At 42.6% G+C, this 26,656-nt stretch carries 20 protein-coding genes; 10 read left to right on the top strand and 10 right to left on the bottom strand.

The features are described 5' to 3' along the window. Nucleotides 1-16 precede the first annotated feature (16 nt). On the bottom strand, nucleotides 17-1,723 hold the full coding sequence (locus tag G0029_RS00845; RefSeq protein ID WP_180108157.1) for a GGDEF domain-containing protein: 1,707 nt from the start codon (nucleotides 1,721-1,723) through the stop codon (nucleotides 17-19). Nucleotides 1,724-2,819: 1,096 nt separating this feature from the next. Between G0029_RS00845 and omp33-36 the strand changes: the two genes are divergently transcribed. Continuing rightward, complete coding sequence (gene omp33-36, locus G0029_RS00840) at nucleotides 2,820-3,695, top strand: porin Omp33-36 (RefSeq protein ID WP_180108156.1); 876 nt, start codon at nucleotides 2,820-2,822, stop codon at nucleotides 3,693-3,695. Nucleotides 3,696-3,754: 59 nt separating this feature from the next. On the opposite strand, the gene G0029_RS00835 is transcribed toward omp33-36, so the two are convergent. Further along, nucleotides 3,755-4,450, bottom strand: a complete 696-nt coding sequence (locus G0029_RS00835; protein WP_180008803.1) for an ion channel — start codon at nucleotides 4,448-4,450, stop codon at nucleotides 3,755-3,757. Between the two features lie 251 nt (nucleotides 4,451-4,701). Here G0029_RS00835 and G0029_RS00830 point away from each other — a divergent pair, with 251 nt between their 5' ends. Next, nucleotides 4,702-5,076 carry a hypothetical protein gene (locus G0029_RS00830; protein WP_180108155.1) on the top strand — a complete coding sequence of 125 codons (375 nt, stop codon included), beginning with the start codon at nucleotides 4,702-4,704 and terminating at the stop codon, nucleotides 5,074-5,076. A gap of 89 nt (nucleotides 5,077-5,165) precedes the next feature. On the opposite strand, the gene G0029_RS00825 is transcribed toward G0029_RS00830, so the two are convergent. Together G0029_RS00825 and G0029_RS00820 are read right to left on the bottom strand one after the other, a co-directional pair. Next, nucleotides 5,166-6,881, bottom strand: coding sequence for a cation acetate symporter (locus tag G0029_RS00825; RefSeq protein ID WP_111884487.1), 1,716 nt, complete (start codon nucleotides 6,879-6,881; stop codon nucleotides 5,166-5,168). A 1-nt stretch (nucleotide 6,882) separates the two neighbouring features. Beyond that, the gene (locus G0029_RS00820; RefSeq protein WP_078193192.1) at nucleotides 6,883-7,215 is read right to left on the bottom strand and encodes a DUF485 domain-containing protein; all 333 of its coding nucleotides are present in this window, start codon (nucleotides 7,213-7,215) and stop codon (nucleotides 6,883-6,885) included. A gap of 181 nt (nucleotides 7,216-7,396) precedes the next feature. On the opposite strand from G0029_RS00820, the gene G0029_RS00815 reads away from it, so the two are divergent. Continuing rightward, complete coding sequence (locus G0029_RS00815) at nucleotides 7,397-10,885, top strand: PAS domain-containing hybrid sensor histidine kinase/response regulator (RefSeq protein ID WP_180109633.1); 3,489 nt, start codon at nucleotides 7,397-7,399, stop codon at nucleotides 10,883-10,885. Between the two features lie 429 nt (nucleotides 10,886-11,314). Further along, nucleotides 11,315-12,082 carry a hypothetical protein gene (locus G0029_RS00810; RefSeq protein WP_180101642.1) on the top strand — a complete coding sequence of 256 codons (768 nt, stop codon included), beginning with the start codon at nucleotides 11,315-11,317 and terminating at the stop codon, nucleotides 12,080-12,082. Nucleotides 12,083-12,252: 170 nt separating this feature from the next. Here the strand turns inward: G0029_RS00810 and G0029_RS00805 are convergent, their stop codons facing one another. Next, nucleotides 12,253-12,903: a response regulator gene (locus tag G0029_RS00805; RefSeq protein WP_078190543.1), complete on the bottom strand. Its 651-nt coding sequence runs from the start codon at nucleotides 12,901-12,903 to the stop codon at nucleotides 12,253-12,255. Nucleotides 12,904-13,278: 375 nt separating this feature from the next. Here G0029_RS00805 and msuE point away from each other — a divergent pair, with 375 nt between their 5' ends. The 4 genes from msuE to G0029_RS00785 all read left to right on the top strand — a co-directional run bounded on the left by msuE (nucleotide 13,279) and on the right by G0029_RS00785 (nucleotide 17,808). Next, the gene (gene msuE / locus G0029_RS00800; RefSeq protein ID WP_078190544.1) at nucleotides 13,279-14,010 is read left to right on the top strand and encodes an FMN reductase; all 732 of its coding nucleotides are present in this window, start codon (nucleotides 13,279-13,281) and stop codon (nucleotides 14,008-14,010) included. Nucleotides 14,011-14,049: 39 nt separating this feature from the next. Continuing rightward, nucleotides 14,050-15,156, top strand: coding sequence for a dimethylsulfone monooxygenase SfnG (gene sfnG / locus G0029_RS00795; protein ID WP_180024605.1), 1,107 nt, complete (start codon nucleotides 14,050-14,052; stop codon nucleotides 15,154-15,156). Between the two features lie 493 nt (nucleotides 15,157-15,649). Further along, nucleotides 15,650-17,068, top strand: coding sequence for a cryptochrome/photolyase family protein (locus G0029_RS00790; protein ID WP_180078595.1), 1,419 nt, complete (start codon nucleotides 15,650-15,652; stop codon nucleotides 17,066-17,068). Nucleotides 17,069-17,193: 125 nt separating this feature from the next. Next, on the top strand, nucleotides 17,194-17,808 hold the full coding sequence (locus tag G0029_RS00785) for a riboflavin synthase subunit alpha (protein WP_180024607.1): 615 nt from the start codon (nucleotides 17,194-17,196) through the stop codon (nucleotides 17,806-17,808). A 71-nt stretch (nucleotides 17,809-17,879) separates the two neighbouring features. On the opposite strand, the gene G0029_RS00780 is transcribed toward G0029_RS00785, so the two are convergent. Further along, nucleotides 17,880-19,058: an acyl-CoA dehydrogenase family protein gene (locus G0029_RS00780; RefSeq protein WP_180109632.1), complete on the bottom strand. Its 1,179-nt coding sequence runs from the start codon at nucleotides 19,056-19,058 to the stop codon at nucleotides 17,880-17,882. 306 nt (nucleotides 19,059-19,364) lie between these two features. Beyond that, nucleotides 19,365-21,308, bottom strand: coding sequence for an acetate--CoA ligase (gene acs / locus G0029_RS00775; protein ID WP_180024609.1), 1,944 nt, complete (start codon nucleotides 21,306-21,308; stop codon nucleotides 19,365-19,367). Nucleotides 21,309-21,592: 284 nt separating this feature from the next. On the opposite strand from acs, the gene G0029_RS00770 reads away from it, so the two are divergent. Together G0029_RS00770 and G0029_RS00765 are read left to right on the top strand one after the other, a co-directional pair. Beyond that, a complete protein-coding gene (locus tag G0029_RS00770; RefSeq protein WP_180109631.1) occupies nucleotides 21,593-22,171 on the top strand; it encodes a DUF805 domain-containing protein in 579 nt (192 codons plus the stop codon). A 123-nt stretch (nucleotides 22,172-22,294) separates the two neighbouring features. Then, the gene (locus G0029_RS00765) at nucleotides 22,295-23,266 is read left to right on the top strand and encodes a mechanosensitive ion channel family protein (protein WP_180109630.1); all 972 of its coding nucleotides are present in this window, start codon (nucleotides 22,295-22,297) and stop codon (nucleotides 23,264-23,266) included. On the opposite strand, the gene G0029_RS00760 is transcribed toward G0029_RS00765, so the two are convergent. The 3 genes from G0029_RS00760 to G0029_RS00750 all read right to left on the bottom strand — a co-directional run bounded on the left by G0029_RS00760 (nucleotide 23,252) and on the right by G0029_RS00750 (nucleotide 26,646). After that, entirely contained in the window at nucleotides 23,252-23,962 is a 711-nt protein-coding gene (locus tag G0029_RS00760; protein WP_180109629.1) for a 16S rRNA (uracil(1498)-N(3))-methyltransferase, read from the bottom strand. The genes G0029_RS00765 and G0029_RS00760 overlap by 15 nt on opposite strands. Nucleotides 23,963-24,189: 227 nt before the next feature. Further along, the gene (locus G0029_RS00755) at nucleotides 24,190-25,470 is read right to left on the bottom strand and encodes a 3-deoxy-D-manno-octulosonic acid transferase (protein WP_180109628.1); all 1,281 of its coding nucleotides are present in this window, start codon (nucleotides 25,468-25,470) and stop codon (nucleotides 24,190-24,192) included. A gap of 87 nt (nucleotides 25,471-25,557) precedes the next feature. Continuing rightward, entirely contained in the window at nucleotides 25,558-26,646 is a 1,089-nt protein-coding gene (locus G0029_RS00750) for an alkene reductase (RefSeq protein ID WP_180084429.1), read from the bottom strand. Between the last annotated feature and the right edge of the window lie 10 nt (nucleotides 26,647-26,656).

Here is a 26,656-nt window from a genome sequence, read left to right as displayed (position 1 = left end):
ATCTGCCAAGCTGCATTTAGACTGAAACACGATCACGCCCCGCAGCTTTGGCTTTAAACAATGCTTGGTCTGCTCGCTCTAATAAATCGATCCAGCTTTTGGCCCCCACTGCCACTCCAATACTCACCGTCACGATGAGATCGGTTTCGTCTTCTACCAAATTGAAATTCACATGCTGAATATCATGCCGTATGGTTTCGGCAATGTGCTGAGCTTTGAGCATATCAATCCCCTCGATCAGGACTAAAAACTCATCTCCTCCATATCGCACCACCAAGTCGGATGAACGAATATGTTTTCGTAATTGATTGGCAACATGTTGAATCACCAAATCGCCGACAATATGCCCATAGCGATCATTCACCTGTTTAAAGTGATCAATATCAATCACGATCAGTGCTGTATGTAAAAAGCCTGAATTTTGGCTGTCGCGAAATTTAATATATTCATCTAAGGCAAAACGATTGGCGACATTGGTGAGTGAGTCAGTATTGGCAATATGTTTAAGCTGAAATTCAAAGGCATCACGCTGTTCCAGCATGTTTTCAATATGCTGAATGGCGTCAAATAAACTGAGATAACCTACTTTGGCAGGTTCAATCACGCCTTGATCCATTTGTCGGTGCCGAGCCAGTTTAAATAACTGATTACGAGCACGAATTAAAGGTTCAAACACCCATTTCTTGGCATAGAACATCGTTAATAATGCAGTCAGTAATGACACGAGTGAGACAAAAAGCGTAAAGATCAATTTATTTCGCGCTTCACGTTGTTCATCCGCAGCTACTTTGAGACTGTAATCTAAAATATAACTTTGCAATTCCACCACTGTGACAAATTTGTTGACCATTGCATCAGTGAGCTGGGTGCCATCCATGTGATAACGCTGATGTTGAAGACTTTTTTGAGTCAAACCATCAATAATTGGCAAACCTTTATCTAAAAATTCCGTCCTTACCGCATGATGTAACTGTTTAAACTCGGGAGTTTTGTCATGTTCAGACTGCACGACATTGATCAATTCCCATAGATAGCGTGTTTGACGCTGGGTTTGTAAACTCCGCGCTAAATTTTGCTCTGGAATTTCCTGTTGAAATGATACCGCAGCCATAATATTTGATGCGACTCTTCCCGCCTGATCACGTAATTCTGCCAGTAATAAAATCAGCGTGTAATAATTCGATACACGGGTATCTTTACCATGTGAATGATTGACCAATTTCTGCATGGCAATATAGCTTTGATCCCAAGCTTGGAACATCGCCAAAATGGCATGATCCAATTTTTTAGCTTCACGCTGTTGTGTCGGCAGCGCAATATATTGATCGACCGTTTTGCGACCCTGCAACAAATATGGATATAAATTGGACTCTAACTGCTGGGCGATCGGTGCAAAGCCCGTTTCTTTTAAAACTTTCAGTGTATCTTGATATTGCCGATCAACGCCTTGACGATATTCAGCCAACTCAATAATTTTTTGCTCGCGCTGTTCACCTTGACTCGACATTGCACTGTTAGCTGGCGCACGTTCACGGGAAATTTGGTTGGTTAAATCTGCCACCATTTTCAGCATCTGAATTTCTTTCAGCGCTTCGGCACTTTTGAGGTAATGTTGATTGCTGCTCACAATCAATGGAACACTGATAAATACGATAGACAAGACGATTACTAGCATCGCAAGTTGCAAGCGCTTACTAATATGCTCTGTTCGTAATGTTTCCATCTATTTTATGCCCCACACTTGTTGCATACCCCAACCCACTTCTCAACTAAACGCGGGAATATTTAAATTAATGACCAATAATTTATTAATTTGTAAAGTGAACATTTATAGCTCTAAATTCTATATAAATGTGCTTAATCTGTCACATTTTTATCACTTTAGAACGAGATAATTTGCTAAAAAACAGCAGCATATATCAAAGCGAAATATTTTTTATTAACTTGTTTAAATAAATATTTACAATTGCAATAAATTGGTGCAGAATGCACCGTATTAGGGCACACTAGATTTCTTCCTCAGCAGAATATTTTAGTTTCCCGAAAATTTTGGCTAAAAAATCCTGATTTTCCTTGAAAATCAGGATTTTTTTTGTCTATATCGCTTTAATTGAAAGATAAATAGAATTATTAACGCACCATAAAAGTGCATTTATTTCTACGAGATATTTGCTCTATATTTTATCTTTAATATAAAGTTGCATTTTTAAATAAAAAAAAGCCCAACCTTGGGGAAAGCTGGGCGAATAAAAAACAATAATGGAGAATCAGGGTCAAAGTCACACTTTTAAACCGTGTGACGACTCGATTGGCAAATTATGAATCAAATAAAACCTGATGTAAAGCCAAGTATTTCACTAGGATATTAAAAATATCACAAAGACACATATTTAAGTGACATATCCCTCAAACTTAAAACAAAAATGTCTATTTAATATACAAATAAGTGGTTTTAGCCCAACAATTCAACAGTCAAAGTCCCGATTTATTACCTCAAATGCGTGAAAAGCGTTAGAATTTACCCACTACAATAAATGTTATTTTGAATTAAAATAACAATAATAAATGTTATTTTAGATTGAAAAGTTGTGTATTTTTTCAAGTGTATTTTTTTAATTAAGAATTTAATCAAACTTACTTAATTGTTCTCAATGATTTTTTTTCAGTGACTTATTAGTTAGAGTAAAAACTGAATTTCTTATTATGAAATAAAGATCTGAGTCAGAGACTGAATAATAACCTTTAGGATCATTGACTTAATATATTGTTACAATACAATGCTCAATGTTTAATCCATTTGTAACAACTGGTAGAAAATCATGAAAAAACTCGGTTTAGCCACTGCTTTATTATTAGCCATGACCGGTGCTCAAGCTTACCAATTTGAAGTTCAAGGCCAAGCAGAATACATCGACACAACTGCAAATGACAAAGATTTCATTGGTGGTGTTCAAGGTACTTACTACTTCAAAAATGTTGACTCTACAAAAGGTCCTTTAGCAGAAGCTGCATTCTTAAACCAAGCTTCTAACGTATCTGTTGCTTACAACTACGGTGAAGTTGGTTCACAAGGTACTGACGTAATTGCTCATAACTTCGGTGCTAAAGCTGAAGCTTATGTTCCAACTAAAGTTGTTCCTGTATATGCAAGCGCGTCTTACAGCCACACTATTCTTGACAGCAAAAACCAAAAATTCGCTGACAACAATGGCGACCGTTATGCATTAGAAGTTGGTGCGCTTCCAACTCAAAACTTCTTAGTTGCTGTTGGTTACACTAGCGTTGCTGACCAAGCTGCTGTTGACGCGTTCAACGTTATGGGTAACGGTGTTGCTAAAGCTGTTGCTGAAGCTACAACTATTGGCCAAGACCAAGACGCAATCACTGCACGTGCTAAATATGTTGGCGCAATCGACGACACTAACATGGCAATTGGTTTCGAATCAGGCATCATCTACGGTGATGACACTGCTTACCAATTCAAAACTGATCTTTTCGTAACTCCTAAATTAAGCGTTGGTGCTTCTTACGCTGAATCTAGCTTTGCTGGTACTCCAGACTCAGCTTGGGGCGCGAACGTAAACTACTTCATCACTCCTGCTGTTGCAGTTGGTGCTAGCTATGTAAATGCTAATGCTGAAGAAGTTGCGCTTGACACTCAAACTGTTGGCGTAAACGCTAAATTCCGTTTCTAATTCATATTAGATACTGAATACCAAAAAGGACGCATTTGCGTCCTTTTTTTATTCTGCCATTATTTGTCTTTGGGTTCATGGCGTTCCGGTAAATGGGCAATATATTGCAAAGCAATTAAGCGTGAAACGATGAGAGCCAAATACATCACTCCACAAAACATTTGAAGCATAGCCAACACCCGTGCAGGCGCGCTCACTGGCATGAGATCTGACAAACCCGTGGCAGACTGCAAACTAAAACTTAAAAATAATAAATCTAACCACGACTGCATACCCGGCTCTGCAGGATTTACAAAACTATCCGGATAAATCAGCTGACAAATACTATAGAGAAAAGCAAAACCCCATGCGATGAGGGTAAATACTGCCCCTGCTGCAAAAAGTTCATCTTTGGTTAAATAACGATCGGCAAACATATAGCGTAATAAGCCATAGGCTGCACTAAAATATGCGCATGCTTCAAAACCATGCGCAATAATTTGAATATTGGGATGATTTACACCGAGCATAATCAAAGTAGAAAACAATACGGCGCAGCCAACAAAACTCAGTCCTAGAATCGTAAACATTGGAGTTTGGCGAATCACTTTGGCAATGATCAATAGTACCGACACCCCAAGTACCCAAATTAGCGCACGAAAAGACAGACTTTCTCGGGTAATCGCGGTTAAAACCAAGATCAGAAACTGCACCAGTAACAGCCATGCTGAGGGTAAAAGTCTAAAGCTTTTCCAAAAATCTACAAAACCTTGCATTATTTTCAATCTCTATATTTTTATCATGCGCTGAAATGATCGATCTGAAGCATCATCAACTGATTGATTTTAAATTAGCACGAAGTGAGTTTTTTTTATTGCAAAAATTTGTTGATCTTAATCTGAAAAAGCATCCATATGAGCACTGTTCTAGCTGGGTTTCTTATTACCAAAGAGGTTCAAAAAAACTACTGTAAGTTTCAGTTTTCAGGCACATATTCAAAGAAATCTCCTGCGTGGTAGATTTCATTATGAAAAAACATCTCGTATTTGCACCCCTCTATCTGCTCATGCTCTCTGCCTGTACACAAAACAGTCCGCTCCTCAAAGGCCATGAAAATTATGTGGGGACTTGGCAAAACAACCACAGTGAAATAGTGATCAAATCGTCGGGCGAAGTGACGTATTACCATCAAGAACATACTGAAAAAAGTATTGCCAACCAAACCTTCAGTGGTGCTGAACAGTCGCGAATAAAAGCCCATTTGAGCAGTTTTGGTGATCAGAGCTTTAGCATCGGTCAGGATAATTTCTCTCAACAATTCACCATTCAGCGCTCGCCTTATCAAGATGATCAAGGCCATTGGAAGATGTCGATCAATGGAGAAAATTATACACGCAAATAGGACAGAGATTTGTCCACAAACCACTGTTTCATATCATTCACTCAAATATAAAAAAAGCCCCTTATTAGGGGCTTTTTAGGCGATTCAGATTAGTGATCTGAAGCACCAGAGATACCAATACCAGTTTGTGAACGTACATACTGTGCATCGAATGCTTTACGCTCAGCTTGTGCTTGTGCTGAATTATCAGTCACAGAGAACAACCAGCAGCAGATGAATGCCAATGGCATTGCAAAGATAGCAGGGCCATTGAATGGGTTAATTGGTGTTTCAGAGATTGCGAATGTATCTACCCAAACTGCTTTAGACAATACAATTAGAATCACGGCAGTTGCTAGACCAACCACACCACCAATCACTGCACCACGCGTCGTTAAACCTTTCCAGAACATCGACAATACAAGCACTGGGAAGTTTGCACATGCAGCTACAGAGAATGCAAGACCGACCATGAATGCAACGTTTTGTTTCTCGAACAAGATACCTAAAATCATTGCGAAGATCGCAAGACCTAAAGTCGCAATTTTAGACATACGAAGTTCAGATTCAGGTGTAGTTTGACCTTTCTTGAATACGTTTGCATACAAGTCATGTGAAATTGCTGAAGCACCAGACAACGTTAGACCTGCAACTACTGCAAGAATTGTTGCGAATGCTACCGCTGAAATGAAGCCCATGAACAAGTCACCGCCCAATGCATCAGACAAGTGAACCGCTGCCATGTTGTTACCACCAACAAGTTCTAACTTGCCAGTTACCGCCATTTTCGCTACATCAAGAAATTGTGGGTTGTTCGATACATAAAGGATCGCACCAAAACCGATGATGAAAGTTAATAGGTAGAAGTAACCAATGAAACCTGTTGCTACAACTACTGATTTACGTGCTTCTTTGGCATCTTTTACTGTGAAGAAACGCATTAAGATGTGTGGAAGACCTGCTGTACCGAACATCAATGCAAGACCTAGAGAGATCGCATCAATTGGGTTGGCTGCAAGTTTACCTGGACCCATAATGTTTGCAGCTTCAGCTAAAGATACGTCATGTACTTTAGAGAAAACTTGGATCGATTGAGTGAACATTTCAGAGAAGCTGAAGCCCACGCCTTTCATGACCATGAATGCCATGAAGCTTGCGCCAGAAAGTAGCATCACTGCTTTAATGATCTGTACCCAAGTTGTTGCCAACATACCACCGAAGATTACATAAGCCATCATCAGTAGACCAACGATCACAACCGCAATGTTGTAGTTCAAACCGAATAGCAGTTTAATCAACTGACCTGCACCCACCATCTGTGCAATCAGGTAGAACGCTACAACCACAAGTGAGCTTACTGCTGCAAGGGTACGGACAGGTTTCTCAGCTAGACGGAATGACACCACGTCAGATAAGTTAAACTTACCTAAGTTACGCAGACGCTCAGCCACCAAGAACAATACGATGGGCCAACCCACCATAAAGCCCAATGAATACAGCAAGCCGTCAAAGCCTGAACTGAATACCATTGCGGAAATACCGAGAAACGATGCTGCTGACATGTAGTCACCGGCAATCGCTAAACCATTTTGGAAACCCGAAATACCACCACCGGCAGTATAGAAGTCTGCAGTGTTGGTGGTTTGCTTCGCTGCCCATTTGGTAATAAACAAAGTCAAGCCAACAAAAATTGCGAACATGATAATCGCATGCCAGTTGGTTGCTTGTTGCTGTGCTTCACCTAAATCTGGTCCAGCCATTGCCATGCTTGACATGAGCAGAGCAGGAGCCGCTAATACTATTGCTTTCAATGAATTCCATTTCATCTTAGTGCGGTCCTTTTTCTTGAGTAATTGCTTCTACTTCACGCATTGCTTCTGCGTTTAATGCATCCAACTTGTTGTTTGCAATATACGAATAAACACCACACAGTAAGAATGACAATACGATAATGCTTAGACCTAATGGCATACCAATCGTGGTCACACCACCACTCACGGATTGCATCAAGAACTCTTTGTTATAGCCCACAAGGAGCATAAAGCCGACATAGACCACCAACATGATGATCGTCAAAGTCCAGCTCAACTTACTTTTACGGCTGACCATTTCCTTAAATTTTGGATTCTGTAGAATTTGTTCTACCTGTCTCTCATCCATAATATTCTCCTTACGCCGAACCTTGGCGCGCAATTTTCTAATTCGAATTATTTCGAAGCTAAACTTACCAATGTTCCTTATCTCTTGTAATTTAGACTTTGGTCGTTAAATTTTGAGCAATAACCTTCCTAAGCCTATGGATGCGTTATCATTAAGCGAGAATTAATATGCTGCAGGCTCTATGAATAGTTGGCTTATCGTCGGGGTATTGGCCCTTTACATCGCATTACTCTTTGTATGTGCATTCTTTGGTGAAAAGCATGCCAGCAGGCTCAGTACTCGCGGCAGAATGCTTCTCTTTAGTCTAACTTTAGGGGTGTATTGTTCATCTTGGACATTTTATGGCGCAACGGGTGCCGCCGTTCGTGAGGGCATTATTTTCCTACCAATATATCTGGGACCGCTGCTATTTGTTGCGCTCGGCTATGATATTTGGCGACGTTTAGGGCGTGTCCGTCAGCATCATGCCATTTCATCGATTGCCGACTTTGTAGCAGCACGATATGGTAAAAGTGGCCCCTTAGCTTCACTGGTCACGATCCTTGCCGTGATTGCCATTATTCCCTATTTAGCCTTGCAGCTACGTGCGATTGCCCTAAGTGCAACGGTCATTTTAGAACCGACCGCTGGTCTGACAGGTACCACCAATAGTGTGCTGTTTTTGACCGGTGTATTGGCGATTTTGGCGATGATGTTTGGGACACGACAGATTGCCAATACTGAACAGCACGGCGGCTTAATGTTGGCTGTGGCATTTGAGTCTTTCGTCAAGCTGTTTGCACTACTTGCAGTCGCATTTTTCTTTGTTTTTGAATCACCTGAAAACATGGCGCAAATCAGCCATGACATTAACAGTACATTTAAAGATGTCCAGCTCAAAGGTGTGCCAGAAAGCTTTTGGATTCAAACATTATTGGCTGCTTTAGCGATTATTTGTCTACCACGTCAGTTCCATGTCGCAGTGGTTGAACTGCGAGATGAAAAGCATATTCGTGGTGCTCGTCGTTGGTTTGCCATTTATCTGATTTTAACCATTATCGCGATCATCCCGATTGCCAGTTGGGCGCTGCATGCAGCACCTGCCTACTTGGCAATCCCCGATGTTGCTGTGCTCTCACTGCCTTTAAGTTATAACCAAGACTGGTTGACTTTACTTGCCTTTCTCGGTGGTTTTTCTGCTTCGACAGGCATGCTGTTGGTATCGTCAGTGGCCTTATCCATCATGCTCAGTAATGACTTGATCATGCCTGCACTATGGCGTACACGTTTATTATCACGCCACGATAAGCGCCTACCACTCGTACTGAAATTTACACGTCGTGTGTGTATTTTAGCGGTCATGTTATTGGGTTTCTTGTTCTTTCATTTCTTCAATGACATTGACCAATTATCGGTATTTGGCCTATTGGCCTTCAGTGCTGTGGCACAGTTTGCACCGGCACTAATTGGTGGTTTGTATTGGCGTGGCGGAAGTAAGCAAGGTGTATATGCGGGTCTGTTGGTCGGTTTTGGCATGTGGGCTTATACCCTGTTATTACCAACCGTATTGCGTAGCTTACCTGAACAATTTAAAACATTTACCGAAAATCTTTTAAGTCAGGGTCCGCTAGGCTTGAGTTGGTTACGTCCTGAAGCACTGTTAGGGTTTGAATCTTTCGATCCACTTACCCATGGCGTAGTTTGGGCGCTCGGTTTAAATATCACCCTCTATATTTGGATTTCCCGCGTCTTCCGTCCAAGTGTTGCCGAGCAAATTCAGGCCGAAAGTTTCTTTTATTATGAAACCAAGCCCCTTCCTGCTCAAAGTACATCGAATGACATCAGTTATATTCACCATGATGTGGCGCGCTTAAAAGTAGGTGATCTGATTACTTTGGCAAAACGCATTACCGGTGAAGGTCCAACCATGCGTGCCTTCAACCAGTTCTGCGCACAAAACAATGTCGTTTTAAATGAAAATAGCAGCGCCAACGGCATGTGGTGGCGTTTTACCGAACAGTATCTTGCCGGCACCATCGGTGCGGCATCTGCCCGTACCTTACTCACCACAGCCATGGTCAATAATGGTTTAGCACTCGGTCAGGTCGCCAATATTCTTGACCAAGCCTCACAGTGGCAGCGCTTTAACCAAAACCTGATCATGACCATGATCGACCATATGACTCAAGGTGTGTCCGTGGTTGATGAAAATATGTGTTTGGTGGCATGGAACAATCAATACCTCAAACTGTTTGATTATCCAAAAGACATTGTCTACGTCGGTTGCCCAATTTCAGACTTGATTCGTTATAACGCTGAACGCGGCGAATGTGGTCCCGGTTCAGTCGAAGAACATGTGCGTAAACGCATGCATTGGATGCAAGTCGGCAGCGCACACGAATTTGAACGGATTCGTAAAGATGGTCGTGTAATTCAGATGCGTGGTAATCCGATCGAAGGCGGCGGTTTCGTGACGACCTTTGCCGATATTACCGCATTCCGTGAAAATGAAGCCTTGCTTGAAGGCCGTGTGCAAGATCGTACCCAACAGTTGGCAGACGCCCTGTCTGAACAACAATTGGCACGTGAGCAAGCCGATAAAGCCAATATGTCGAAAAGCCGCTTTATTGCTGCTGCAAGCCATGACTTATTGCAACCGATGCATGCTGCGCGTCTGTTTAGTACCGCCCTCGAGCAAAGCGTACAAAATGATGATGATCGTAAAACGCTTCAGCAACTTGATCGTGCGCTGCATGGTGCGGAAAGTATGCTCTCTGCCCTCTTGGACATTGCTCGACTCGAAGGCGGAACGATCCAACCGAAACGTCAGCCTTATCCACTACATGACTTACTCAGCGATCTTGAACTGCAATTTAAATCGATTGCAGCACAGCGTAATATCAAACTGACCGTACATGATGCTCAGTTCTGGATTGACACCGACCCACAGTGGATTCGTCGTATTATTCAAAACTTCGTCAGCAATGCCTTACGCTATACAGCGCGTGGTCGTGTTGTGGTGGGTGTGCTACGTTCAGCACGTCCGGGGCATATTCGTATTGGCGTTTGGGATACAGGTCCTGGGATCGCGGAAGAACAGCGCATTAAGTTGTTCCAAGAGTTCGAACGCTGTGGACACACCTCTCCATGGGGTGAACAGGGTCTGGGCTTAGGTTTAGCCATCGTGCAACGGATGACCAGCCTACTCGACTATCCTGTGCATGTGTTCTCAGAACTTGGTCATGGTTCGTGCTTTATGATTGAAGTGCCGGTGGTCGCTGCGCCAAAAGTGGTCGCTGCACCGACCCAAGCGGTTCCGCTGAAAACCAAAGCCTATAAAATTCTGTGCTTAGACAATGATGAAACGATTTTAGAAGGTATGTCGACCTTACTGACCAAATGGGGCTATCAAGTCTTTAAGGCCACTGAACCTGAACAGGCCATGGTGTTGATTCAACAAGAAAATATTCAAGTTTGGTTGGTTGACCAACACTTAAATAACAACAAGATCGGTCTCGACTTTATTTTAGATAACCGTCAGGAAAATGTCCCTGTGGCGCTGATTACCGCAGATTCTGATCCTGAATTACCGCAACGTCTAAAAGAGTTAAACATCGTCTTACTGAAAAAACCATTGAAACCAGCTTCACTGCGTTCATGGTTATCTGGTTTGAAGATTTCAAATCAGTAGCGCTGTTACAGGACATCGCTCTGTGAAAAGTAGCCCATTTCATTCACATGAAATGGGCTTTTGTTTACCTTACTTTTACTTAAACTTACCTAACTGGCAAAAAAATTTGTCTCAGCGGCAAGATCATTCAAAATAGCCCCGATATTTCGTCTATTTATTAGCCATAAATATCAAATTTTGATTGCCTATGGCAAAAGATATCGAATGCATGAGTGAACACTTGTACACTTAGTTACAATTAAAAATATATTTGATTTAAATCAGATTTTTACAAGCAAAAATAAAAACTAAAACTTTAGTCTTATATTTAGCTGCCGCCGTTCGTTTTAAAAATATTCATAAGAAGTTGATCAGTTTCAAGCCAATTCAAGAAGCGTCATAACTCAACACTTGAGAAGCTGATCTCCCCCGCATATTAGGAGTGATCTTGTGAATATTTCAGAAACAATGCCGCATGGTTTTGATCAAAATCTACAGTTTCATCGTCAGTATGGTGCCAATGCCATTTTGCCAGAGATCGATTGGCGTCAGCTATTTAAGTTCAGCAAATTAAGTGATGTGCATGTCGAAGCGCTAGAAACGCTCTATCGCAGTGCCGTTCCTCTTGCGTTACAGGTATTTGACGAACTGAATTTTGATGTCTTTGCACCAAATGCCTACAAACCCCAAGGTCTTGGCTTATTCGATCGACTGGCAGAACAAGAAGATCTACTGCTGCAAAATTTAGAAGCAGAATCCAATAGCTTAGGTTTGGACACCCGTCATCAGATTTGGAGCATGCTACTGCGTGGTGGTGCGGTCTTAGTATTTAAAGCTTGGCTCGGTAAAGTCAAAACCGACAAAAACCAGCTGGATAAAACACAGTTTGATGAATTATCTGATTTACTGTTTATTAAAACAGCGCCATTTGAATTGGCACAACGTTTAAATGTCGATGCCAACTCCAAGCAAGACCATATCTTCCTGATGTACGACAATGATGTCTATCTGGACCGTTTTAACAGCTTAGAAACTGCAGCCCTATTTGTGGATTTGGGTGTTTATGATGCTGCTTTTCTAAGTTTACGTGATGACCGTGTCGCGGATTATCTCAAAGCGCGCGGCTATGTGTCCGATGAACAAATTGATGAACTGCAATGTGCGCTCAATCCTTTGTATTGTACCGATCTGACGCCTAAGCAAGACTATATTGCTTAAGTTGAAGTGGTCTGTTTAAGTCATTGTTAAGTTGCATTGCTCTATTGCATTTAAACCGCATGTAAAGACCAAACGGCATTTAAAATGCGAAATGATCTAGCGCCAGCCTTAGTGCTTAAACAGCAAAAAAAAGACCTCCACGATGGAGGTCTTTTTTTTTGAAAAAATCCTTAGATTTTCTTTTCTTCAATATTCAGTGCATTAATTGCCAATACAGCTTGGGTTCGGTTTTGTACGCCCAACTTACGGAAAATTGCCGTTACATGCGCTTTAATAGTTGCTTCAGACACATCCAACTCATAGGCAATTTGCTTATTCAACAAACCTTCTGCCACCATCATTAACACACGGAATTGTTGCGGTGTTAAAGACTGAATACGTTCTGCCAATGCTGTTTCATCTGCAGCACGTGGGTCAAAGTTCATGTTGGCAGGTAAATTTGGTGGTAACCAAATCTCGCCTTCTAAGACTTGACGAATCGCTTCACCAATGTGGCTTGGATGTGCAGATTTTGGAATATAACCCATCGCACCATGTGCAATCGCACGTTGGATAATCGACGCTTCTTCATGCGCAGAGACCACAATGATTGGAATCGATGGATATTGTGCGCGAATATGCACCAAGGCAGAAAAGCCTGAAGCACCCGGCAAGTTTAAATCCAATAACACAAGATCAGGCTCAGGGCCATTTTCAAGACGTTCATAGCATTCATTGACTGCTGCAGTCTCATGAATTTGCGCCTGAGGCAAACTATAACGAACCGCCTGAATTAAAGCATGACGAAACAGCGGGTGATCATCAACGATTAAAATATTCATAAGCAACGTGAGAGATCTTGTGCACAATGACCCTATTCTAACCACACATGCTATGTGAAGGATATGCAAGAACTTATTTTTTTGCATTTAAAATGTAGATTTTCACCTAAAATGCGTCTTTTTTTCGCATTTTCTATAAATCTTTAAATCTAATCATATTTTCATATAAATTTTATCAACACAGTAAAAATGCTTATATCTAAGCATTATATGTTGAAATATCAACAGTTTAAAATTTGAAATTTCACGAATCTTGTGGTTTTTCCAACATATCTAAAAATCAGATAACTTTTCTGATTTTCGTTATTTTACAGTGATCCACCCATCGGGATTAATAAAAGGCATTCCGAGAAACCACACTTTTAGGTTTAAAAAATGTCTCAAGTTAATCTACAAAAACCCCTGAATATTGTTGCTGTATCAGGTGGCCTAAACAATCCATCTAAAACCGAAGCTTTGGTACAAGCTATTGTTGATGAGCTCGGTGATGCGACTCCAATCAATGTGCATTTTATTAAGTTTAGCGAAATTGGCAATTTATTAGGTGGTGCGATTTACCGTAACCAATTGCCACAACGTGTACAAGATGACCTTGCTGCCGTTGAAGCTGCTGATGCACTGATTGTTGGAACGCCAGTTTACCGTGCTTCATTTACAGGTCTGTTTAAACACTTCTTTGACTTTGTCGAACAAACTGCATTGGTCGATGTTCCTGTCTTGCTTGCAGCTTCGGGTGGTTCTGAACGCCATGCCTTAGTGCTTGAACATCAACTGCGTCCATTGTTCAGTTTCTTTCAAGCGCAAACATTACCGATTGGGGTCTATGCAACAGATCGTGATTTCACCCCTGAATACACCATTCATAGTGAATTACTCCGTGACCGCATTACTTTAGCTGTAGCACGTGCGCTGCCGATTTTGGAATGGGCTCCAGCCAAAGGTCAGCGTGCTGAAGTGGTGAAAGCCAAGTCTCAACAAGCCAACCAAAACTTGGGCATTAATAAGCAAATCGAGCAAGAAGAAGTCCTTCCTTCTGCAGCCGTTCCAAGTTTGGATGCTGCTGAAGCTCGACTGCATAGTAAAAAGCCAAAAACGCAAGTGGCCTAAACACCACAGCATAACAATTCGATCCCGAGGGTTTGCAAAATGTCAGTACAAGAAAAAAACATTACATTTGCGTATTGGGTACCAAACGTCAGTGGTGGTTTGGTGGTCAGTAATATTGAACAGCGTACCGATTGGAGCTATGACTATAACGTGCGTTTGGCACAAGCTGCAGAAAAAAGTGGCTTTGATTATGCGCTGACTCAAATTCGTTTTACCGCAGGCTATAACGCGGAAAATCAACACGAATCAGTTAGCTTCAGTCATGGTATTTTGGCCAAAACTGAAAAGCTCAAAGTCATTGCAGCGATTTTACCCGGCCCTTGGAAACCGGCTCTGGCTGCGAAACAATTGTCGACCATCGATCATCTTACCAATGGCCGTATTGCGATTAATGTCGTGAGTGGCTGGTTCCGTGGTGAGTTTGATGCGATTGGTGAAGAATGGCCCGAGCATGATCAACGCTATGCGCGCTCTGAAGAGTTCATTCGTAGCCTAAAAGGTGTTTGGACGCAGGATAACTTTAGTTTTGATGGTAAATACTATCAATTTAAAGACTACACTCTATCTCCGAAACCGGTGCAAAAACCGCATATTGAAATCTTCCAAGGTGGCAGTTCACGTGCAGCACGTGACATGGCATCACGTGTTTCCGATTGGTACTTCACCAACGGCAATACCCCTGCTGAGTTGAAAAAGCAGATCGATGATATTCGTGAAAAAGCCAAGGCCAATAACCATCAGGTCAAAATCGGGGTGAATGCCTTCATCATTGCCCGAGATACTGAGGAAGAAGCCCAAGCGGTGCTTCAAGCTATTATCGACAATGCCAATACTGAAGCGGTCAATGCCTTTGGCGATGCAACTCGTGAAGCAGGTGCATCCACAAAAGAAGGCGAAGGTAACTGGGCAAAATCTACTTTTGAAGATTTGGTTCAATATAACGACGGCTTTAAAACCAATCTGATTGGCACGCCACAACAAATTGCCGAACGCATTGTGGAACTCAAAAGTGTAGGTGTCGATTTGGTTCTCTCAGGTTTTCTCCACTTCATTGAAGAAGTGGAATACTTTGGCGAAAAAGTGTTGCCACTGGTTCGTGAACTGGAAGCTCAACAGCAGCAAGTTGTGCAGGCTAAATCAGCATAATTGTTGATGGAGTCACAGCTCATGTAATCAGCATAATAATCACAATCGGCTCACTTCACTTTCCTCCCCTAAGGCTCGGCTTAGGGGATTTTTTATCTCGAGTACCATTTAAAGACATGCTCTGATTCTAGAAAATGAGCTGACCTGTAGACAAAGAAAAAGCCCGACATCCTGTCGGGCTTTTTCTATATGGATACTTAAGCATGACTCCTGTCTTGCTTCACAGTCCTGATGGTGAACACTTTTTTATTGTTTTATGTTCCGGAACATCCTGTTCCTGTATGAGTTCATCTTAGGTAAAATTTAAAAGTGCGCCTAGCGTCAAAAACTTCGTTGCTTGTACGCTTAAGCTGACAGCATTGTGCGCAATCGGTTAAGTTAAACCATAGATATTATATGGTTTTTTTATAGAAATCGATTTTTTAGATAATTTCATTACCAATAGATACCCCCGTAATTCTGGTGATATTTCCAACAAAACGAGGCAATAAACATGCAACTGGTTTGGTTTCGACAAGATTTAAGACGACATGACCATAGCGCACTGTGGCAGGCGACACAGTCTGGTCCAACGATTGCCTTTATTGCGCTTTCTCCTGAACAATGGACAAGGCATGACGATGCCCCCATTAAAATCCATCGCTATCTTGCCCAACTGGAACTTTTGCGACAGCAATTGGCTGAACTAAATATTCCACTGATTATTCAGCATATTCCCCATTGGTCAGACATCGCCAATGAGCTATTAACCCTATGCACTCAGCTCAATATACACACTGTTCATGCACATATTGAACATGGTGTGAATGAGCTTAAACGAGATCGCGAAGTACAACAGTTATTAGAACAGCAGCACATCTCTGTTGAGCTGTACCATGACCGCACCCTGTTTCCTGTTGGCAGTATTCGCAATCAATCTGGACATCCTTATCAAGTTTTCGGTGCATTTAAGAAAAATTGCTACGAAAAATTAAGCATCAGTCTGCCTACTTGTTATCCCGCTATTGAAGCCCAAGCGGCTCTCGAACCGCATCCGCTGTGGCAAAATCAATTTGATTTACGTCCTTTTTATCCCACATCGCTGTTAGCTGCTCAAATCGAGCTTTGGCCGATTGGAGAAGATCACGCAATACAGTGCTTAGATGAATTTATTGAACAACATCTGCATCGTTATGCTGATGATCGGGACTTTCCTGCGCTCAATGGAACCAGTCGAATTGGCATGTATTTAAACTTGGGCATCTTGTCTATTCGCCAATGTCTGCAAGCCCTGTTTCGTGAACAAGGCGGCTATTTCCAGATCGACCACAGAGGACAACAAACTTGGCTCGATGAGCTGCTTTGGCGTGAATTTTACCAGCACATTTTATTTGACTACCCGCAAGTTTCTCAGCACCAGCCGTTTCAAACCAAAACCTTAAAAATAAAATGGCGCCATGCACCACAAGACTTTGCTGCGTGGCAATACGGCCAGACGGGCATTCCGATCGTCGATGCAGGGATGCGTCAACTACTGGCTACGGGTTGGATGCATAATCGGGTGCGGATGATTTGTGCCATGTTCCTTAGTAAGAACCTACTGATCGATTGGCGGTTGGGGGAGCAATGGTTTATGCAGCACCTTGTCGATGGCGACTTAGCGGCCAATAATGGCGGTTGGCAATGGTGCGCCTCGACGGGTACAGATGCTGTACCTTATTTTCGGATTTTTAACCCGATCAGCCAATCTCAGAAATTTGATCCGAACGGAGATTATCTACGTCAATGGCTACCTGAGCTGGCAGATTTGGATGCAAAGCAAATTCACCAACCCTTTGCCAAAAATCCTCAATTGGAATTGAACTACCCTCAGCCGATCGTTGACTTAAAACAGTCTCGCCTAGCGGCAATTGAAACATTCCGAGCATTGTAGGCCATTGCCAAAATCGAACTGCGACAGATCAAAATGCTGTACTGAAATGGTCACTGTAAAGCATAGCCGAGCGTTCGTTTTGTCCCTACAATACAGAAAACGCAAATCATTTTAGAGACGCTCCCATGTATACAGGCATCGTGCAAGGTTTAGAAAAAGTCTTAGAGATTCGTCAAGGTAATGGCTTCACAACCTTGGTGATTTCAAATCATCAGAATTTTTTTCATGATGTCTTTATCGGGGCAAGTGTGGCGATTAATGGCGTGTGTTTAACGGCTACACATATTGATTTGGCAGCCAACCAAGTGCATTTTGATGTCTCTGATTTGACCAATCAACTCACCACATTAAAAGCACTCAAGGCCGGTGATGAGGTCAATGTCGAACGCTCAGCCAAAGTTGGGGCAGAAAATGGTGGTCATAATCTGTATGGTCATATCGAAGGCACAGCCACGATCAAAAACTTAGAGCATCGCGGGGAAACCTTTCATCTCGATATTCACATTCCGGCAGGCAATATTAAATATTTCTTTCTCAAAGGTTTTATTGGGCTCAATGGTTGTAGTTTGACTGTGAACCGTGTTGATCGTGCCAGCAGTGAAATTTCAATCGATCTTATTCCTGAAACACTGCGCCTCACTACATGGAAAGATGTCCAAGTCGGTGATGCCGTGAATTATGAGATTGATCAAACAACGCGAACCTTAGTTGATACCTTAGAAAATATTCATCAGCGTTAAATCGACTGACAGCACATTGCAAAAAAGCCTCCAAAACGGAGGCTTTTTATTGGCTCATGTGCAATATACGTTTAAGAATAAAAACTTGGATCTGGCACTTTCGCTGTGAGCACCCATTCACCGACCTCCTGATATTTATAATCAATCGGATCGTGTAAGGTTTGGGTACGTACATTGCGCCAGAAGCGATCTAAATTTAGTTTGGCAGTTGTGGCACGTGCGCCCATCACTTGGAAAATATTTTGCGTAATGTATAGCGAGCTATTGGTGGCTGCGATTTTGGCTGTTGCAATCGCAATAGAAACTTCTCCACGTTGTTCCGCCGTTAAAGCTTCACCAATCTCCCAAGCCCATTGCAAACGCTGAACCGCTTTATCTGCCAATAAACGTACACTTTCTAATTGCACATAAAACTCAGCAAAATGCTTTTGAATAAATGGGTCATTCACTGCATTTTCAACCAATGATTTTGACCATGCTTTTTGGTTTTGAACCGTCTGTTTTGCTGTTTCAAAAGCCCCTTCGGCTACCCCCAAGAACATATGTACAAAGATCAACTGTGCAATCAAAGGGCGTAAACTCGAATAAGGTGTACTTAATGGGCCTGGGTTCAGTAGTAATTCATCTTTGGAAATTTTTACCTGTTCAAAATGGCTACTTCCACTGTCGGTTTGACGTTGTCCCATATTGTCCCAATCGCCGAGAAAACTGACGCCTTCACGTGCTGTAGGAATCACCCCGATCAATAATTTTCCATCTTCATTGAAGCCAGAACACAGCAAAATGTCTGAATCCATGGAACCCGAACAAAAACTTTTATCGCCATGAAACACATATTCATGTTCAGACAGTTGCGTCGCTGTAGTACGGCGGTCTAAAGGGTTTAGGGTGTTGCCCCAAAATAAATGCTCACGTGCAGTCTGTTCAAACCACGGGCCATATTGCTCGGGCTGCGCGAACAACTGCACGGTTGCAATCAATAAATGATGAAAACCATAAACATGCGCCAATGAGCTATCCACTTGAGCAATGGTTTGAATGGTTTTAAAAATCGTCTGCCAATCTGCACCCTGTCCACCGTATTGTTTTCCAATGGACAATGCAAGTAAACCACTTTGACGAATCAAATCACGTTCAGCTTTGGGATTTCCCCCCTGCTTATCACGCTGAGCAGCCGTCGTGGCAAATTCTGCCGCCAGTTTTTGGGCAATATCGATCGGATCTTGAGTCAATGGAGTTGAAGCATTCATATGTCTGTCTGATTATTCTGTTACAGTTTTAGCTTAACAAAGTAGAGGCATTCAGCTTATCTCAATGCCTGCAGTCTATATCTGTAAAATCTATATCTCATGAAATCTAAGTCACCAAGATTCAGGCGACTTATAATTTGATCATTTTATACGTCGTATTTAGGATGGATAAAATGCATCATGAACGTCCCTTCATCCTAATCAACTTTATATAGGAGAAAGGACGTTCATTATTGCTTTAATAATCCTTCATATAAGCCATAGTGAACTTTCATCAGAACGTGATCACTGACGCTCAAATTGTTCTTATGACTTCGGATAAACCGTAGCAATCAAATGTTCAACCACTTGAGGTTCTGCCAAGGTCGAAGTATCACCTAAAGAGTCCAATTCATTGGCCGCAATTTTTCTTAAAATACGGCGCATGATTTTACCAGAACGGGTTTTCGGTAAGGCCGGCGCCCAATGTAATGCATCTGGCGTTGCCACTGGTCCAAGGACTTTGCGTACCCAAGCCACCAGTTCCTGACGTAACTCATCCGACTCAGCTGTCCCTGCTTGTAAGGTCACAAAGGCGCAAATCCCTTGCCCTTTAATATCATGTGGCATACCCACCACTGCAGACTCTGCCACAGCATCATGTGCAACCAATGCACTTTCAATTTCAGCCGTTCCCAATCGATGCCCTGAAACGTTCAAGACGTCATCCACACGACCCGTAATCCAATAATAGCCAGACTCGTCACGACGTGCGCCATCACCTGTAAAATATGTGCCCGGATAAGTGGAGAAATAGGCTTCAATAAAGCGCTCAGGATCACCCCAAATGGTTCGCATTTGTCCCGGCCAAGAATCCTTAATCACCAAGTTACCTTCTACGGCGCCTTCAAGCTCATTGCCTTCAGCATCGACAATCGCAGGTTGTACACCAAAGAATGGACGCGTCGCTGAACCCGGTTTTAAATCGGTTGCTCCCGGCAATGGCGTAATCATGAAACCACCCGTCTCTGTTTGCCACCATGTATCCACCACTGGGCAGCGGCTTTCACCTACCACGGTGTAGTACCAATTCCATGCCTCTGGGTTAATCGGTTCACCCACCGAACCTAGTAAACGCAGACTACTGCGGTCACTTTCTCGGACAAAGGCATCCCCTTCTCGCATCATGGCGCGAATTGCAGTCGGTGCCGTATATAAAATAGTGACATTGTGCTTATCGACAATATGTCCGGTCCGAGCCCAACTTGGATATTGCGGCACCCCTTCAAACATCACGGTCGTGGTGCCATTCGACAATGGCCCATACAACACATAAGAGTGTCCCGTAATCCAACCAACATCGGCAGTACACCAAAACACATCATCTTGTTTTAAGTCAAAAACTTCACGGAAAGTACAATTCACATAGGTTAAATAGCCTCCCGTGGTATGCAATACACCTTTCGGTTTTCCAGTTGAACCTGATGTATATAAAATAAACAGCGGGTCTTCGGCATTCATGGGTTCAGGTGGACAAATATCATTAACCGACATGATTTCCATGTGATACCACAAATCACGATCCGCTTTCATTTCGATCGGGTTACCTGTACGGTGTACCACAATGACATTTTGAACCGAAGATGTCCCTTCGATGTCGAGTGCAAGATCGACATTTTCTTTGAGTGGAATCGGCTTACCACCACGCATCCCACAATCCGCAGTAATCACGACTTTCGCCTGACTGTCATCGATACGACTTGCCAATGAGTCTGGTGAGAACCCGCCAAAAACCACGCAGTGTACTGCTCCAATTCGGGTACAGGCCAACATCGCAATTGCCGCTTCGGGCACCATTGGCATATACAGCACCACACGGTCGCCTTTGCCCACGCCATGTTTTTTCAGCACATTGGCAAAACGGCAAGTTTCATCATGCAGTTCTTCAAAAGAAATGATTTTATGCCTTGAAGGATGATCACCTTCCCAAATAATGGCCGGTTTATGTGGATGTTCTTTTAAATGTCGATCGAGACAGTTGGCACTGACATTCAGTTCACCATCAGCAAACCACTCGATCTTAAAATCATCTTGCTTAAAATTTGTATTTTTAACTTGGGTAAACGGTTTGATCCAATCGATCTTTTGCGCTTGCTCCGCCCAAAACTCATCTGGTTGTTCAATCGATTTTTGATAACGCTCAAAGTACTCCGACTCATTGATGCGCGCGGTTTTTTTGAAACTTTCAGGTACTGGATAGATCTCTTTCATATTGTATTTTCCTTGATCTGATTCATCTCATCACGAGATGCCATGCCACATTTCTACTTTTATAATTCCTGCATCACAGCAGTATGACGATTAATTTTTAATCGCAGCAATCATGCTTTGGTCGTATTATTCTTTCCCATTTAAAGCACATCTATAAGCAAAATTTCAACAAAAACATGTTTCAATTCAGTATCTGATCAGTTCATTTGAACCTATAATGCAAAGGTAATTTTACTCAGCATTCCGCTTTTTTATTCTTCCATACACGTTGAGTTGACCCAAGCATGAATACCAATGACTCTTCTTTCTTTTTCCGTCAGACGACCACTACATCGGATAATCCCTTGAAACCTGATGGACGTTTTGGTCGACTGAGCATGATTGGTTGGTATGGCTTTCTCAATATCATCAGCTTTTTTGCCTTGATCGTTTTAAGCCTTGCCGTGGGTATTTTCAACATCAATACCATGGCGTTAAATGAGCAATTTGTTGGCATATTCACCGGGGTATCTGGCCTCGCCTATTTGGCAATTATGATTCTCTACATTTATTTTTATTGTGTCTTTGTCGTGCGTCGGCTGCATGACCTCAATAAAGCCGGTTGGTTGCTACTGCTTTTATTTATCCCCGTGATCAATCTATTTTTTATCCTATATTTATTATTGGCCTCAGGCACACCGACCGTAAATCAATACGGCGCGCCACGCCCTGCTGCGGTTTGGGAAAAAATTCTGGCATGGTTGATGATTTTAATCAGTGTCTTGTCGCTCTTGGCTACAGGTAGCATCACCTCGTATATGATGGGTAGCGGAGAAATTGAATCGCCTACAGAAATCATTCAACAAGGTACTGAATACTTCTAAGCCACTGACCGAATTTGAGCCTGTCTGAATTTTGATACATCTGTTCGCAAGCCTGTAAATGAGGGTTATTTTCGCCACTAATTTCAGGCAAAATAGCGAAAAATCTGAACATTTGGAAAACTCGTGGCTGATAAAGAAAATGCCTTGAGTGATGTCACTCAAGGCACGACTCAACTTTTGCAAGAGGCAACTGAAAAAACCGCACAAACCGTGCTGGAACATACCTCTAAATATAATGACGCATACTCAACGATCGATAAATTTGTCGATGGATTTTGGGAACGCCTGCCTTATATTTGTATCGCATTAATTGTTTTTACGATCTTCTATCTACTGTCAAAACTCTTTAGATTCTTTGTTCGTAAAGCGCTCACTGACCGTTCTTATTCAAAACAAAATCTAGTTTTGGTCCTGAACCGTGTCGGTAGCTCAGCCATTATGTTCTTCGGTTTCCTGATTGCAATGGTCATTGCGATCCCTGGTTTCACACCGGGTCAGCTCATGAGTGCCTTGGGGATTGGTTCGGTTGCAATCGGTTTCGCGTTTAAAGATATTTTCCAGAACTTACTGTCGGGTATTTTGATTCTCCTCGGTGAACCGTTCAAAATCGGTGACGACATTATTGTGTCAGGAATGGAAGGTACAGTTGAAGATATTCAAATTCGTGCAACCTTCCTACGCTCTCCCGATGGTCGTCGTATCGTGATTCCAAACGCGACGGTTTACACCAGTGCGGTAACGGTGAATACCGCTTATCAACGTCGTCGTTGTGAATTTGTGGTGGGTATTGGTTATGAAGATGACATTCAAAAAGCTAAAAACATTGTTTTGGCCATTTTAGACAAAGACCCGACCATTTTGAGCCAACCTGCGTTTACCGTAAACGTGAATGCTTTGGCTGATTTCTCAGTCAACCTCAATGTCCGTTGGTGGGTAGATACCACAGAAACCACCACTGCGAACTCGATCAGTGAAGTGCAAGAACACGTTATCCAAGCATTCAATCAAAATGGTATTTCAATTCCGTACCCTGTACAGGAAGTAAAAGTTTACCGTGGTGATCAAGCTGAGGCAGAAGCTTCAACAGCTAAATAATCGCCCTAAAACGTACGGAATCACAGTTTCTGTACGGATAATTCGGTTGCCTAAGCTGACTGCTTGGCAGCCGTTTTTTATGAGTAAATCTACCTCATAAGGAATAAATCCACCTTCAGGTCCAATGATGATCGTACATCCATGTTGAATCCCTGTAGGCATCACATCTTCGACATAAGGATGCGCCACATAAGCGGGATAGTCCGAGGAGATCATGCTCGGTAGAACATCCTCCACAAAGGGCTTAAAGCGTTTATACAGTTCAATTTTGGGCGCAATGGTGTCACCTGCCTGCTCCAAACCCAACGTCACATAGTGATCGAGCTGCTGTAAAAATGGCGTCTGCCAATAGCTTTTATCCACGCGATAACTGTGCAGCAAAATGATTTTTTCTACGCCTAAGGTGACGGCATCCATAATCAGACGGCGCAACACTTTCGGACGAGGCATTGCCACAATTAAAGTCACCGGATGCTTTGCAGGTACTTCTTCTTCTTGTAAGGATTTAAGTTGAATGCGCTCATCACTGATACTGACGATTTGGGTTAAATAGCGTTTTCCTTCCCGAATACCGACTTTGAGTGTATCGCCCACCTGTATATTCACATGGTTTTTTAAATGCTCAATTTGACGTTTGGCGCTAATACTCCAAAGTTCAGATTCAGTTTGACGAGGATCAAGCAAGACGATGTTCATAAATAACCATATCAATTCACGCAAAGCATATGTCATTGAGGACAGGCGACATGGATGTCGCCTGTGCGCTGAGGTACAGGAAGTACCTTCAGCGTACAGAGGATTTTTGCTACTTTTAATCCTTTAAAAGTAGATTATGCCTACGAATAGGATGTTCAACGATCACCATAAAATAAGGCCGTGATAAAACTTGCCTAATAAAAATTAATGTATCGCAAAATTAAAACTTAAAGGTACTGATCAATCACCTGAATATGCTTTTGCAGCGACCCGGTATTCTTTTGCATAATCAGCTGAGCTGCATCATTTAAAGCCTGCGCTTTCGCAGTATTTTGAATGATCTCAACCAATGCACTAGCCGCCTGCTCAAAATCCTGCACAACCACAACCGCATGGGCCGCTACAAATTCATCCACAATGGTTTGAAAATTAAAATAATGCTGACCTAATACTGTCGGGACATGCAGCGCGATAGGTTCCAAAATATTATGTCCACCGCCCGGTACATTTAAAGACCCGCCAACAAAACAAGCCTGACTCAGTGCCAGCCAAAGCCATAATTCACCCATACTATCCGCCAAATACACTTGCGTTTCAGGCTGAATCGTTTGCTTTAAACTGCGGCGCTGTGTGCGTAAATTCAGTTTCTGCGCTTCTACAAAAACCTCATCAAAGCGTTCGGGATGCCGTGGTACAACTATACATAACAGCTCAGGCTGTTGTTGCAAAATCGGCTGCAGTGCCGCGAGCAGTTTTTGTTCTTCGGGTGCATGCGTACTGGCAATGGTGATGATTTTACGGCCTTGCAAATCCCAATCTTGACGCAACTGCGCTGCTTGTTGCACAAAGCTATCAGGCGCATGAATATCAAATTTGATACTTCCCACGACCTGACTGGTATGCGGGTTTGCACCCAACTCAATAAATCGTGCTAAAGTTGCCTGATCTTGCGCCAATAATTGTTTCAAACTCTTTAGCATCGGCTGCGTCAAACTCGGGACTTTGCCATAACCCTTCGCCGATTTTTCAGATAATCTGGCATTAATTAATAAACTCGGAACGTTAGCCTGATCGGCTTCAATCATCAAATTTGGCCAGAGTTCAGTTTCGACTAGAGCCAACATTTTCGGTTGATATTTTTCGATAAAACGACGGACTAATTTTTTTTGATCTGCCGGCAAATACACGGCCTGAAACAGCGATTCATACGGTGCTTTTAAAAATAATTGTTTCGCACGCGCTTGTCCGGTTTTGGTGGTATTGGTGACTAAGACCGGATGACCTGCTTTGAGATAATGTTCAATCAGCGGCTGTGCAGCGTTGGTTTCTCCGACGGAAACCACATGAAACCAAATTGCATTGCGGTTTTTAACCGGCTGAAATGGCCCAAAGCGCTCAAGACACTCTTGCTGATATAGTTGGAGATCTTCAGCACGTTTTTTGATGCGCCATTGATATAGCGGCTTAATCAGCGCCAAAGCTGCGTTATACCAAAAAGGAGTAGTCAAATTATTACGCTCAAAAACGGTTTGAATCGGCAGAATATATCAGAGCATTATCCACATGTTAATGGATAATGCGTATTCAAGTGTCGATTAATAGGTTGAACGACCTGAACCAAATTTATTTTTCATGCTTGGATAATCAATATAGCCTTCGGCTACATCAGTTCCAATCATATTTTCCAACTGCAATTCATTCAGTGCAGCATTCGCCAGCAAACGTTCAAACAAATCTGGATTGGCAATATAGGCTTTACCAAAAGACACCGCATCGGCTTTACCTGAGGCCAATAAATCAACGGCATCTTCACGGCTTAAACGCATATTGGCAATGTACGGCACACCATTTGAGCGCTGTTTCAGATAGTCACTAATACTGTCATCCGCCAGATATTCACGGGTAAAGAAGAATGCAATCTTCCGTTGCCCCAACTGCTCTAAGGCATAGCCAAAGGTTTCACGTGGATCATGATCGCCCATGTCGTGTTCATCACCACGCGGCGCAAGATGCACACCTACACGACCTGCTCCCCACACTTCGATCAGCGCATCCACCACTTCGAGCAATAAACGTGCGCGGTTTTCGACAGAACCACCATACTCATCTTCACGTAAATTGGTTTTGCTTTGTAGGAATTGATCGATCAAATAACCATTGGCCGCATGCAATTCCACACCATCAAAACCGGCTTCTTTGGCTTTGATTGCAGACTGTTTGTATTGCTCAACAATGCTTTTGATTTCTGCAATCTCTAATGGACGTGGCACGACATATTCGCGTTTTGGGCGAAGCAGACTGACATAACCTGCCTGTTGTACCGCACTGGCAGACACTGGTGTATCACCATCCAAAAGGTCGGGATGTGAGACACGTCCGACATGCCACAATTGCGCCACAATTAAACCTTGCTGTTCATGTACGGCTTGGGTCACCAGTTTCCAGCCTTGAACTTGAGCATCGGTAAATAAACCCGGCGTCTGCAAATAGCCATTAGCGGCTTCTGAAATGACTGTTGCTTCTGAAATGATTAATCCTGCACTTGCACGCTGTGCATAATATTCAGCCATCATCGGCGTTGGAACACGGTCAATGGTTGCACGACTACGGGTTAGTGGCGCCATTACAACGCGATTTTTGAGGTGTAAATCACCCAAAATGAGAGGAGTATTAAGTTCAGCCATATATGTCTCG

It is taken from the genome of Acinetobacter sp. YH12138 (assembly GCF_015218525.1).
GTDB lineage: Bacteria > Pseudomonadota > Gammaproteobacteria > Pseudomonadales > Moraxellaceae > Acinetobacter > Acinetobacter amyesii.
Note: the sequence above shows the minus strand (reverse complement) of the source record. Positions and strands in the feature narration are given on the sequence as shown.